Below are 12,858 nucleotides of genomic sequence, written 5' to 3' on the forward strand. Positions count from 1 at the left end.
ATGAACTCAGTGCAGACCGCTGTCAGTCAGACATCGCCCCCCAAGAAATCGTTTCTCTACGATCCGAAGGTTCGCGGAGCTTTTTATCAAATCGTTCTCGTCATCGCGCTCGTCGCGCTGTTCTATGTGGCCGCGACGAATGCCATCGAGAACCTGCAGCGCGCCAAGATCGCCTCAGGCTTCGGCTTCCTTAACAACACGGCCGGCTTCGACATCAGCCAGACCCTGATCCAGTTCAGTGCGGCCGGCGGCACCTATGGCGACGCCTTCATCGTCGGCCTGCTGAACACGTTGATCGTCTCAGCCATCGGTATCTTTTTCACGACCTTCCTCGGCTTCCTGATCGGCATCGCGCGCCTGTCCAAGAACTGGATGGTGGCCAAGGTCGCCATGGTCTATGTCGAGGTGCTGCGTAACATTCCACTGCTGGTCCAGCTGCTGTTCTGGTACATCGCCGTGCTCGGCGCCCTGCCGCAGCCGCGAAATTCTCTCGAGATGGGCGCCGGCTTCTACCTGAACTCCCGCGGCCTCTTCATGGCCAAGCCCCTCTGGGCATCCAATATCGGGATCCTTGTTGGTGTCCTGCTTCTGGGCCTGATCGGCACCTTCATCTATCGCCGTTGGGCCAGGAAGCAGCAGGAGCAGACCGGTCGGCAGTACCCTGTCGGCAAGGTGACGCTCGCCTTGGTCCTTGGCCTGCCGATTCTCACCTGGATCGTTCTGGCCCTGTTCGGCGCCAATCCCATCAGCTTCGAGCTGCCGCGCAAGGGCACGTTCAACCTGACCGGCGGCATGCAGATCCTGCCTGAATTTGTGGCACTGCTCCTCGGCCTCGTCACCTACACGGCCGCCTTCATCGCCGAGGTCGTCCGCGCGGGCATCCTCGCCGTGTCGAAGGGACAGACGGAAGCTGCGGGTTCGCTTGGCCTCACACCGGGTCAGACCCTGCGCCTCGTGGTGATCCCGCAGGCCATGCGCGTCATCATCCCGCCACTGACGAGCCAGTACCTGAACCTGACGAAGAACTCGTCTCTTGCGGTTGCCATCGGCTACCCGGATCTCGTGCAGGTCTTCATGGGAACCGTGCTCAACCAGACGGGCCAGGCCATCGAGGTCGTGGTGATCACCATGGGCGTGTACCTCACCATCAGCCTGCTGACCTCGTTCCTCATGAACATCTACAACCGCCGTGTGGCGATCGTCGAACGGTAGGAGATCCTATGAGCACCGCCGTCGATATGCCCCGATTCGTCCGCGCCAAGCAGGTGGAGGCTCTACCTCCGCCCAACTTAGCTCGCGGCCCCATCGCGTGGATCCGGGAGAACCTCTTTTCCGGTCCCTTCAACACGATCCTGACCCTGGTGGTCTTCTACCTCCTCTATGTCAGCGTCCCACCTCTGGTGAAGTTCCTGTTCATCGATGCGGTCTGGACCGGCACCGACCGGGCTGCCTGCCGGGCCGATGCCGGCGGCAGCGAGAGCGGCGCCTGCTGGGCCTTCATCTGGGACAAGATCAACTACTTCATCTACGGCTCCTACACGATTTCGGAGCGCTGGCGGGTGAACATCTTCTTTGCCCTTCTAGCCGTCGGAGTCGTGTGGCTCCTGTGGCTGAAAGCGCCGCGCCGGGACCTGGGGGCGGTCTATTTCTTCTGGGTTTTCCCGGTCGTCTCCTACATCCTGCTCACCGGCGGCAACGAAAACTTCGGCGGTCGTTTCTGGATCGGATTCGCCATCTTCGCCGCGCTGGTGATTGCGCTCTTCGCCTTCTTCGCCGCCCTGCTGAAGGCCTCCATGCGTCCAGCCCTCATTCTGGGCGGCGGCATCGTGGCGGTGATCGGCATAACGCTGGTCCTGGTCGATTTCGATTTCGGCCTCGCCCATGTGCCGACCTCCCTGTGGGGCGGCGTCCTCGTGACCCTGCTGGTGGCCACGGTGGGCATCGTGGTCTCGCTGCCCTTCGGCATCGTGCTGGCTCTCGGGCGGCGCTCGAAGCTGCCGATCGTCAGGATGGCCTCGGTGATCTTCATCGAATTCGTGCGTGGCGTGCCGCTGATCACGGTTCTGATCATGGCCAACACCATGCTGCCGCTCTTCCTGCCGGGCGACATGACGGTGGACCGCCTGCTGCGGCCTCTCATCGGTACCGCGCTTTTCGCCTCCGCCTACATGGCCGAGGTGGTGCGCGGTGGTCTTCAGGCCATGCCGAAGGGGCAGTACGAAGGTGCGATGTCGCTGGGCCTCAACTACCCGCAGATGATGTCCCTCATCATCCTGCCGCAGGCCCTGCGCATCGTGATCCCCGGCATCGTGAACACCTTCATTGGCCTGTTCAAGGACACGTCGCTGGTGGCCATCGTGGGCATCTTCGATCTGGTCAAGACCATCGAAGCCTCCCGCATCGATCCGAACTGGGCGGCCCCCACCATCGGCATCACGGGGTATGCCTTCGCGGCCCTGTTCTACTTCGTCTTCTGCTTTGGCATGTCGCGATACTCACTCGGGGTCGAGCGGCGCCTTGCGGCTGGTCAGAAACGGTAAACATTCATGGCAACGACAATGTCAGCTCAGCAAATTTCCTCCGCCACGATCGACCCGAAGGCTCAGCCCGCCATCGAGATGATCGACGTCCACAAATGGTACGGCGAGTTCCATGTTCTGCGGGACATCAACCTGAACGTACGGCGCGGCGAGCGCATCGTGATCTGCGGGCCCTCGGGCTCGGGCAAGTCCACGATGATCCGCTGCATCAATCGGCTCGAGGAGCATCAGAAGGGTCGGATCATCGTCGACGGCGTCGAGCTGCTGGACGATCTCAAGCGCATCGACGAGGTGCGTCGGGATGTCGGCATGGTATTCCAGCACTTCAACCTCTTCCCGCATCTGACGATCTTGGAAAACTGCACGCTGGCTCCGATCTGGGTGAAGAAGATGCCCAAGAAGGAGGCCGAAGAGGTCGCCATGCACTACCTGACCCGGGTGAAGATCCCGGAGCAGGCGAACAAGTATCCGGGCCAGCTCTCAGGCGGTCAGCAGCAGCGCGTCGCCATCGCCCGCTCGCTGTGCATGAGCCCGAAGATCATGCTGTTCGACGAGCCGACCTCGGCGCTGGATCCTGAGATGGTGAAGGAAGTGCTCGACACCATGGTGGGCTTGGCCGACGAGGGCATGACCATGCTGTGCGTGACCCACGAGATGGGTTTTGCCCGTCAGGTGGCGGACAGGGTGATCTTCATGGATTACGGACAGATCGTGGAGATGAACACGCCCGACGAGTTCTTCAAGAACCCGCAGCACGAGCGCACGAGGCTCTTCCTGTCGCAGATCCTGCACTGAGGCGGAATCCACAACATGATAAAGGCCCCGAGCGATCTCGGGGCCTTTTTGTTTCCGAGGCTGTAATCGAGAGCCTCAACGCTTCTCCGCCGGCCCTGTCGCGACGGGCAGATCTTCCCGTACGCCCCATTCCGCCCAGGAACCATCATAGATTCCCTGGATCGGGCGGCCCGCAACCTCGAAGGCCACACCGAGGATGGCGGCCGAAACGCCGGAGCCGCAGCTCGTGATCACCGGTTTGTCGGGATCGACGCCCGCCTCGGTGATGGCCTTTTCAAGACCCGCCTTGTCCTTCAGGCGGCCGTTCTCGACGATGCGGTCGAAGGGCAGGTTGAGGCTGCCCGGGATGTGTCCCATGCGAAGGCCGGGGCGCGGTTCGGGAGCCTCGCCCTTGAAGCGGTCGGCCGGGCGCGCATCGACGACCTGAGCCGTCTTCGATTGCAGGGATTGCTGTACGGCCGCTGCATCTGCAACGACGGATGCGTTGAAGTCGGGCGTGAAGGTGCGGGGAGCCCGGGGCTTTTCCGGTCCGGTCTCGACGGGCCGTCCTTCCGCCTTCCAGGCAGGAAAGCCGCCCTCGAGAATCGAGACGTTGTGCGCCCCAAAGGCCTGGAAGGTCCAGCGGACGCGCGGGGCCGAGAAGAGGCCGGCGCCATCGTAGACCACGATGGTCATGTCCTGGCTGATTCCCAACGCGCCGACAGCCTTCGCGAAGTCCTCGGGCGCGGGCAGCATGTGGGGCAGAGACGACGAGCTGTCCTTCACGGTGTCGATGTCGAAGCGCACCGCGCCGGGGATATGGCCTGCGACGTACTCGGCCTGCGGATCGCGATTCTGCGTCGGCAGGTACCAGGAGCCGTCTACGACCACGAGATTCGGATCGTTCAGATTCTCCTGCAGCCAGGCGGTTGATACGAAGGGTTGAGGCATGGGCCGTTCCTCTTAAGCGAGTGAATGCGTTTATTCGGCGAGGGACAGGCGGACGCGGCGGTTCTGCTTGCCCTTCTTCTCGATGTCGGTGATGACGACCCTGCCGATCTCAGCCGTGCGCCGCACATGGGTGCCGCCGCAGGGCTGAAGATCGATCCCTTCGATCTCCACCAGACGCACCCGCCCGGACCCGCGCGGGGGCTTCACCGACATGGTTTTGACGAGGCCGGGATTGGCATCGAGCTCCTCATCGGTGATCCAGCGTTCGGTCACGGGAGCATCGCGGGCGACGAGCGCGTTCAGCTTGTCCGTGATCTCGGTTTTGTCGAGGCCCGCATCTGGAATGTCGAAGTCGAGCCGCCCGTCGCCATCGCCGATAGAGCCGCCGGTGACCGGGTAGGGCAGCACGACGCTGAGCAGATGAAGCGCCGTGTGGACGCGCATGCGCTTGAGCCGCCGCGGCCAGTCGAGCTGCAGGGTGACGGTCTCGCCTTCCGCCAGCCGTGATGCCACTTCTGTCCCGACCAGATGCGCCACCTGCGAACGGTCGGCGGCGTAGACGGTGTTCGTGATCTCGATTCTGTCGCCAGTGGCCGCCACGAGGGCACCAACATCGCCCGGCTGCCCGCCGCCCTGGGCATAGAACACCGTACGATCGAGAATGACTCCGCCTTCAGGCGTGATCCCGAGGACCCGGGCTTCGCAGGAAGTGGCATAGGCATCGTCGCGGAAAAGCAGTGCAGTGGCGGTCATGAGCGTCTCAACTGATGAAAAGGCGAGGGGCGATGCTGACGGCAACGGGCGCGGCGGGTCAAGCCACTCCCTTCGTTGAGGTCAGGCGGAGAGTTCGGATTCCATGTCTCGCAGGCTGCGAAAGGCCTCAAGGGCACGCCCCCGTGCCGGTCCATGGGGAACAATAGGTTCCGGATAGGTCTCGCCGAGATCGATACCCGCCTCACGGAGGATCGTAGGCGAGGCCTCCCAGGGCTTGTGGATGAAGGCCGGCGGCAACCGCGAGAGTTCCGGCACGAAGGTTCGAATGTAATCCCCCTTGGGGTCGAACTTCTCGCCCTGGGTTACCGGGTTGAAGATCCGGTGGAAGGGGGCTGAGTCCGGTCCGGAGCCCGAAATCCACTGCCAGCTGAAGGCGTTGTTGGCCGGATCCGCATCGACGAGCGTGTTCCAGAACCATGCCTCGCCCTGCCGCCAGTCGGTCAGCAGGTGTTTCACCAGGAAGGAGGCGGTGATCATGCGCACCCGGTTGTGCATCCAGCCCGTCTGCCAGAGCTGGCGCATGCCGGCATCGACAATCGGGTAGCCGGTGAGGCCTCTTTGCCAGGCCTTGAGAGCGTTTTGATCCTGATTCCAGGGGAAGTTGTCGAACCGGCTGCTGTGCGGCCTGTCCGGCAGGTGTGGGTAATAATGGAGCAGCTGGTAGGTGAAGTCGCGCCAGGCGATCTCGCTCAGGAACTTCTCCGCATCCAGTCCCAGGCTGGGCTCGGCGGCAACCGCATTCATGACCGAATGCCAAACTTGTCGTGGGCTGATTTCCCCGAAGCGCAGATGCGGGGACAGGCGCGAGCTCCCTTCCTGCGAGGGCCGATCCCGCCGCTCGGCATAGCCCTTCAGGCCTGTCTCGACGAACCGGGAGAGACGGGCTTGAGCCGCATGCTCGCCCCGCTGCCATACTTGCCTCATCCCACCGGCCCAATCGGGGGCTGAAGGTTCGAGGCCTAGCTCCGTCAACGGAACGGCCTGATCGAGGATCGACCGGGCCCAGACACCACCTAGCAGCCGCCGGGCTGCCGGAAGCGGAGGCTGGATGGACCGGGCATTCACGGCCCGAAGATAAGGGGTGAAGACCTGGAAAGGCCTGCCGGCCTGGTTCGTGATCTCCCAGGGTTCGTGCAGGAGGCGGCCATTAAAGCTGTGAGCTTTGATGCCGCGATCCGCCAGACGCGCCTTGATCGCGCTGTCCACGGCGATCTCGGCCGCGCCATAGCGTCGGTTCCAGTAGATGGCCGAGGCGCCGGTTGCCTGCACGACAGTGTCTACAGCTTCAAGGGCGGAGCCTCTGAGAAGGAGAAGCCTCAAGCCGGCCTGCTCCAAAGCGTCATTGAGCGACTTCAGCGACCCGTGCAGCCACCAGCGAGCCGCGCCTCCGAGCCGCCGAATTCCCTTCGACTCCTCATCAAACACGTAGAAGCATAGAACCTGCGACCCGGTGGCTGCCGCCGCAGCAAGGGCAGGGTTGTCACTCAGGCGATGATCGTCGCGAAACCAGACCAAGACCGGTGAAGATGAATCGGTGCTCATGCGGGCACAATACAGCTGCGCTTTAAACGCGCGACTGATGACCGCCGAGATCGCCAAGATTTGATTGGGGAGGAGAGAAGGTTGGCTCCGGCGGTAGGATTCGAACCTACGACCAACGGATTAACAGTCCGCTGCGCTACCGCTGCGCCACGCCGGAATAAGCCTAACCTCCAAAGAAGCTAATCTTTAGAGCTTCTTGAGCGCCGCGGCGTCTACAAAGACCGTTCCCCGGCGAGGTGGGAGGCATATAGCACGGGTTTCAGGCGTTGCAACCCCCTTCTTGGTGCGCCGGAGGTCAAAAGGGCCTGTTGCTCTTTGAGGGGACGCTTGCTATGGAGCAGCCGTCGCGTTCGCGGCACGCCCCGGATGGCCTCGTGGCGGAGTGGTTACGCAGAGGACTGCAAATCCTTGCACCCCGGTTCGATTCCGGGCGAGGCCTCCAACAATTTCTAAAGGCACTGTCGATGGTCGATTTCGCTCAAGCGCGCCGTATCATGGTTGATGGCCAGCTGCGCACTTTCGATGTGAACGACATCCCTCTTCTTGACGCCATGGATTCAGTGCCGCGCGAGCTGTTCGTGCTGCCGGGCCGTGAAGAGTTGGCCTATATCGATCAGGATGTTCTCGTCGGCGACGGTGCCGAGCGGCGCTACATGCTCTCCCCAATGATCCTGGGACGTCTGATTCAGGCTCTCGGGATCGAAGCAGGGGATCGTGTTCTCGACGTCGCCTGCGGCCGGGGCTACGCCTCGGCGGTGTTCAGTGAGCTTGGAGCGCAGGTGACAGCGGTTGAGGCCGACGATGCTCTCGCCAATGCCGCACGCCAGAGCCTGAGCGCCGCTGGCGCAGGGAACGTCACTGTTGTGACAGGCCCCCTGGAGCAGGGACATGCGGGCAATGCTCCCTATGATGCCATTCTCATCAACGGCGCTGTGGAGGTTCGCCCGGAGGCGCTGCTCCATCAGCTGGCCGAGGGTGGACGTCTGGCCTGCGTGAAGGGCCGCGGGCGCGCTGCCCGTGCGACCCTCTATGTGCGCACGGGCGATGCGATCGGCGAACGCGCCTTGTTCGAAGCAGCCGCTCCCCTGCTGGCTCCCTTCGTTCAGGTCCCGGGCTTCACGTTCTAATCCTTTCCAAATCCTTTATTTCCCGGTTTTGGGGTGTCGCTTTTTTGCGCCACCCAGGCGCAAAAATGGAATTGAGGGCAGCGCGTTATTGCCGACTCGATTCCCTTGGGTATTGTTGCGCTTTGAGTCGGAACGATTTCTAAAAATGACGCCGATGGCGGTCGGCGGCTTTGAATCGGTGGGCAGGTGCGCGTGAACGAAAAGAAATCCAAGAGGACGTATCGCTTGCTCTTTGGGGCGATGACCTCGGTCCTCGTGCTGGCGGGCGCCGGTGGGGTGTCGGCGGAGACCCTGGAGAGCGCCCTGGCGCGCGCCTATGGCAACAACCCCGAATTGAACGCCCAGCGGGCCAGCGTCCGGGTCCGTGACGAGGACGTCGCGCAGGCCAAGTCGGGTTATCGCCCGCGGATCAATGCAACGGCGGATTATGGCCAGACCTACACGGATGCCACCCGGCAGGGCGTGTTTGGCGGATCCACGAGAAACAATAACATCATCACCCCACGGGGCTTCGGGGTCGAGATCAATCAGTCGATCTTCGATGGGTTTCAGACCAGCAACCGCGTCCGCGCGGCCGAATCCGGGGTGCTCGGCTCGAGGGAGCAGCTGAACACATCCGAGCAGAGCGTGCTGCTCGATGCCGCGACCGCCTATATGGATGTCCTGCGGGATACGGCCATCCTCGACCTGCAGCGCAACAACGTCGAGGTCATCGACGAGCAGTTGCGGCAGACGCGGGACCGCTTCAATGTCGGCGAAGTGACCCGGACTGACGTGGCTCAGGCGGAGGCACGCCTTGCAGCGTCCCGGTCCGAGGCGAGCTTGGCTGAGGCCAACCTGCGCAACAGCATTGCCGTCTATCGTCAGGTCGTCGGTGTCGAGCCGCAGCAGCTGGCGCCGGGACGTCCCCTGGACAGCCTGACTCCGCGTTCGGTCGATGCGGCCGTAAGGGTCGCTCTGAACGAGCATCCGGCGATCAAGGCACGCCAGCATGCGGTGGATGTGGCCGAGTTGCAGGTGAAGGTGGCCCAGGGTGCTCTTGCGCCGCAACTGGGCGTCGCAGGCTCCGTGGACCAGCGCTATTCCAGCCAGTCGGCTGGAGATCAAACGTTTTCCGCCTCCGTAGTCGCCCGGCTGACGGTTCCGATCTACGAGGGCGGTCAGGTTTATTCGGCCACCAGGCAGGCCAAGGAAGAGGCCGGACAGCGCCGCCTTGAGGCTGACTCGGTCCGGGACCAGGTTCGCGCTGCCGTGCAGTCGTCCTGGGGACGGCTAGAGGCTGCCCGGGCGCAGATCCAGGCTGCTCAGGCGCAGATCGATGCGGCTGAAACCGCACTCAGCGGCGTACGTGAGGAGGCCCGTGTCGGCCAGCGCACGACCCTCGACGTGCTGAACGCCCAGCAGGAACTCCTGACGGCGCGTGTGAATCTCATCCAGGCCCAGCGCGACCGTGTGGTTGCCTCCTACAGCCTCGTCAATGCCATGGGGCGGCTCAACTCGCGTGCTCTGGCCTTGAAGGTGAATCACTATAGCCCGAAGATCCACTACGATCAGGTCAAGGATAAGTGGATCGGTACGTCAACGCCGGATGGTCGTTGATAAGTTTCGGGGCCAGGGCTTTTTAGTTCTGGCCCCGCTTGTTTTGTGTAGTCTTGAGTAAAATACTTAACGAACATTCATAAGAATGTGATTCTTGAAGTTTTTGATTTGGATGCGGCTATGGGTTCATCGAGCCTGAAAGTTAACGAGCCATCGATGGAAGATATTTTGGCTTCCATCAGGCGGATCATCTCCGACGACCAGGAGGTGCCGTCGCCCGCCGAACCGCAGGAGCCGATGTCCTCACCCCTGAAGAGCGTGCTGGACATTGCGGAAATGCATGTGTCTCCGCTCATCGGCGCGAGCCCCAATGAGCCGCTAATGGGTCCCTGGAGCCGAGGGGATGCGGCCTTCGACGATTCCCGTCGCGAGGCTGAATTCGACCGGAACGGGAAGTCTTTCGATGCTCCGGAGGAGCCGACGCCTGCGCCGATCGTCGTCCCTGGCCCGGTCCTCAAGGCCGCTCAAAGCGCGGCCAAGTCCCATCAGCCTGTGGCAGACACGCTCCTCTCCAGCGAGACCAGTGCTTCGGTGTCAGGCGCTTTCAGCCGCTTGAGCGAGACGGTGAGGCCCGCTCAGCCGCAGACGGTCGAAGACCTGATGAAGGAGATGCTGCGGCCGATGCTGAAAGCGTGGCTCGACGACAATCTTCCTTCCCTGGTGGAGCGTCTTGTCCGGGATGAGATCGAGCGTGTGACCCGCTGCCGGGGTTAAGATTGTCTCGCCTCTGTTGACTTCGTCCAATCCGTCCGGTTTGTAGCCCACTTGCTTGCGCGTTTTGCGCGCCAACGGGCCGGTACCTATCATGATGGACAAGACGTTCGATCCCTCCGCTGTCGAAGCACGCATTTCCACCCGCTGGGAGGAGGCAGAGGCCTTCAAGGCCGGCCGCGAGGATCGCAAGAACGCCGTACCCTACACGATCGTCATCCCGCCGCCGAACGTGACCGGGTCGCTCCATATGGGGCACGCCCTCAACAACACGATCCAGGACATCCTTTGCCGCTTCGAGCGCATGCGGGGCAAGGACGTGCTCTGGCAGCCGGGCATGGACCACGCGGGCATCGCCACCCAGATGGTCGTGGAGCGCCAGCTGGCCGAACGCCAGATCCAGCGCCGCGACCTCGGCCGTGAGGAATTCGTCAAGCGAGTCTGGGAGTGGAAGGAGGAGTCCGGCGGCACCATCGTGCGCCAGCTCAAGCGCCTCGGCGCCTCCTGCGACTGGTCGCGCGAACGCTTCACCATGGACGAGGGCCTGTCGCAGGCCGTGCTGAAGGTCTTCGTGGACCTCTACAGGCAGGGCCTGATCTACAAGGACAAGCGTCTCGTGAACTGGGACCCCAAGTTCCAGACCGCGATCTCGGACCTGGAGGTCATGCAGGTCGAGGTGAAGGGCAACCTCTGGCACATCCGCTATGCCATCGACGGTCAGCCCGATCGCTCGATCACGGTTGCCACCACCCGTCCCGAGACGATGCTCGGCGACGTGGCCGTGGCGGTTCACCCGGAGGACGAGCGCTACAAGGACCTAATCGGCCAGTTCGCGATCCTGCCGCTCGTCGGACGCCGCATCCCGATCGTCGCCGACGAGTACTCCGATCCCGAGAAGGGCACCGGCGCAGTGAAGATCACGCCTGCGCACGACTTCAATGACTTCGAGGTCGGCAAGCGCCACAAGCTGCCGCTCGTCAACATTTTCGGCACCGAGGCGCAGTTGGCGCTCGCCGGCAATGAGGCCTTCCTCGAAGGTGTCGCGCAGACGGATGATCTCAGGGCCGTTCTCGCTCTCGACGGCCTTGGTCGGTTCGAAGCGCGCAAGCAGATCATCGCGATGCTCGAAGAGCGCGAGCTCCTCGTTCAGATCGAGCCGCACACGCACATGGTGCCTCATGGCGACCGCTCGAATGTGGTGATCGAGCCCTACCTCACGGACCAATGGTACGTGAACGTGAAGCCGCTCGCCGACCGCGCCCTCGACGTGGTGCGTAAGGGCCAGACCAAGTTCGTGCCCGAGAACTGGGAGAAGACCTATTTCCAGTGGCTTGAGAACATCGAGCCCTGGTGCGTCTCGCGCCAGCTCTGGTGGGGACACCAGATCCCGGCCTGGTACGACGATCAGGGCAACGCCTATGTTGCCATGAGCGAAGAGCACGCTCGGGCTGAGGCGCGTGCGAAGCACGGGAAGGACGTCGACCTCAAGCGCGACGAGGATGTGCTCGACACGTGGTTCTCGTCCGCCCTGTGGCCGTTCTCGACCCTCGGCTGGCCTGACGATGCGCCGGAACTCAAGCGCTACTACCCGACCAACACGCTGGTGACGGGCTTCGACATCATCTTCTTCTGGGTCGCCCGCATGATGATGATGGGCCTGCACTTCATGGACGAAGTGCCCTTCGACACGGTCTACATCCACGCCCTCGTCCGCGACGAGAAGGGCGCCAAGATGTCGAAGTCCAAGGGCAATGTCATCGACCCGCTCGACGTGGTGGAGCAATACGGCGCCGATGCCCTGCGCATGACGCTCGCCTCCATGGCCGCGCAGGGACGTGACATCAAGTTGTCCGTGCAGCGCGTCGAGAACTACCGCAACTTCGCCACCAAGATCTGGAACGCCGCGCGCTTCGCCGAGATGAACGAGTGTCGGCGCGTCGAGGGCTTCGATCCGAAGGCCGTCAAGGAGACGCTCAACAAATGGGCGCTCAGCGAATGCGCCAAGGCGATCAACGAGGTGTCTGCGGGCATTAAGGCCTACAAGTTCAACGAGGCGGCGCTCTCGGCCTACCGCTTCGTCTGGAACGTGTTCTGCGACTGGACGCTCGAACTCGCCAAGCCGGTCCTGCAAGGCGCCGATTCTGCTGCGAAGAATGAAACCCGCGCGACGATCGCGTTCATCTTCGACGAGATCTGCAAGCTTCTGCACCCGTTCATGCCGTTCCTCACGGAAGAGCTGTGGGCGATCAAGGGCGAGGACGGCCCGCGGCGTGAGGCTATCCTGGCGCTGAGCGCCTGGTCGAACCTCGATCACCTTATCGACGAGCAGGCCGAGGCCGAGATCGGCTGGGTGGTGGACCTCGTCAACGAGATCCGCTCCGCCCGTTCCGAGACGAACGTGCCGGCTGGCGCGCAGATTCCGCTCGTGCTCGTGGCCTCCTCCGTCGACGTGCAGGCTCGCGCCGGCCGCTGGGGCGATATCGTGAAGCGCCTCGCGCGCATCTCGGACATTTCCTTCACTGACGCGGCTCCGAAGAGCTCGATTCAGCTCCTCATCCGCGGCGAGGTGGCGTCGCTTCCGCTGGAGGGCGTCATCGACCTCAATGCCGAGCGGGCACGCCTTGCCAAGGAGATTCAGAAGCTTGATGGGGAGGTGGCCAAGATCGACGCGAAGCTCGGCAACGCCGATTTCATCAAGCGTGCCCCGGAAGAGGTCGTCGAGGAGCAGCGCGAGCGGCGCGAGGAGGCCCTGACCCGGAAGGCGAAGATGGAAGAGGCGCTCGGGCGGTTGAAGGACGCGTAGCAGTCACTGTCATTCCGGGGCCGCGCAGCGGAACCCG

The 12,858-nt window shown here is 62.9% G+C and carries 10 protein-coding genes and 2 tRNA genes; 8 read left to right on the forward strand and 4 right to left on the reverse strand.

Features of this window, described 5'->3' with window-relative positions:
* The 3 genes from FHR70_RS13955 to FHR70_RS13965 are packed head-to-tail and all read left to right on the forward strand — an operon-like array spanning position 1 to position 3,335.
* Entirely contained in the window at positions 1 to 1,212 is a 1,212-nt protein-coding gene (locus tag FHR70_RS13955) for an amino acid ABC transporter permease (RefSeq protein WP_183451117.1), read from the forward strand.
* Between the two features lie 8 nt (positions 1,213 to 1,220).
* The gene (locus FHR70_RS13960; protein WP_183451119.1) at positions 1,221 to 2,540 is read left to right on the forward strand and encodes an amino acid ABC transporter permease; all 1,320 of its coding nucleotides are present in this window, start codon (positions 1,221 to 1,223) and stop codon (positions 2,538 to 2,540) included.
* A 6-nt stretch (positions 2,541 to 2,546) separates the two neighbouring features.
* Positions 2,547 to 3,335: an amino acid ABC transporter ATP-binding protein gene (locus FHR70_RS13965; RefSeq protein WP_425487865.1), complete on the forward strand. Its 789-nt coding sequence runs from the start codon at positions 2,547 to 2,549 to the stop codon at positions 3,333 to 3,335.
* Positions 3,336 to 3,410: 75 nt separating this feature from the next.
* On the opposite strand, the gene sseA is transcribed toward FHR70_RS13965, so the two are convergent.
* The 4 genes from sseA to FHR70_RS13985 all read right to left on the reverse strand — a co-directional run bounded on the left by sseA (position 3,411) and on the right by FHR70_RS13985 (position 6,738).
* Complete coding sequence (gene sseA, locus FHR70_RS13970) at positions 3,411 to 4,265, reverse strand: 3-mercaptopyruvate sulfurtransferase (protein WP_183451123.1); 855 nt, start codon at positions 4,263 to 4,265, stop codon at positions 3,411 to 3,413.
* 30 nt (positions 4,266 to 4,295) lie between these two features.
* Entirely contained in the window at positions 4,296 to 5,018 is a 723-nt protein-coding gene (locus tag FHR70_RS13975; protein WP_183451125.1) for an alanyl-tRNA editing protein, read from the reverse strand.
* 81 nt (positions 5,019 to 5,099) lie between these two features.
* Positions 5,100 to 6,581: a cryptochrome/photolyase family protein gene (locus FHR70_RS13980; protein ID WP_183451127.1), complete on the reverse strand. Its 1,482-nt coding sequence runs from the start codon at positions 6,579 to 6,581 to the stop codon at positions 5,100 to 5,102.
* 82 nt (positions 6,582 to 6,663) lie between these two features.
* Positions 6,664 to 6,738 (reverse strand) — tRNA-Asn (locus FHR70_RS13985).
* Positions 6,739 to 6,949: 211 nt separating this feature from the next.
* On the opposite strand from FHR70_RS13985, the gene FHR70_RS13990 reads away from it, so the two are divergent.
* From FHR70_RS13990 to FHR70_RS14010, 5 genes are all read left to right on the forward strand, one after another.
* Positions 6,950 to 7,023: transfer RNA gene (locus tag FHR70_RS13990), tRNA-Cys, on the forward strand.
* A 22-nt stretch (positions 7,024 to 7,045) separates the two neighbouring features.
* Entirely contained in the window at positions 7,046 to 7,708 is a 663-nt protein-coding gene (locus FHR70_RS13995; RefSeq protein ID WP_183451129.1) for a protein-L-isoaspartate O-methyltransferase family protein, read from the forward strand.
* 240 nt (positions 7,709 to 7,948) lie between these two features.
* Positions 7,949 to 9,307 (forward strand): TolC family outer membrane protein, encoded by a 1,359-nt coding sequence (locus FHR70_RS14000; RefSeq protein ID WP_183451131.1) that lies wholly within the window; start codon positions 7,949 to 7,951, stop codon positions 9,305 to 9,307.
* 156 nt (positions 9,308 to 9,463) lie between these two features.
* Complete coding sequence (locus tag FHR70_RS14005; RefSeq protein ID WP_246408157.1) at positions 9,464 to 10,021, forward strand: PopZ family protein; 558 nt, start codon at positions 9,464 to 9,466, stop codon at positions 10,019 to 10,021.
* Between the two features lie 91 nt (positions 10,022 to 10,112).
* Positions 10,113 to 12,821 carry a valine--tRNA ligase gene (locus FHR70_RS14010; protein ID WP_183451141.1) on the forward strand — a complete coding sequence of 903 codons (2,709 nt, stop codon included), beginning with the start codon at positions 10,113 to 10,115 and terminating at the stop codon, positions 12,819 to 12,821.
* Positions 12,822 to 12,858: the final 37 nt, after the last annotated feature.

The organism is Microvirga lupini, from assembly GCF_014191055.1.
Classification (GTDB): Bacteria; Pseudomonadota; Alphaproteobacteria; order Rhizobiales; family Beijerinckiaceae; genus Microvirga; species Microvirga lupini_A.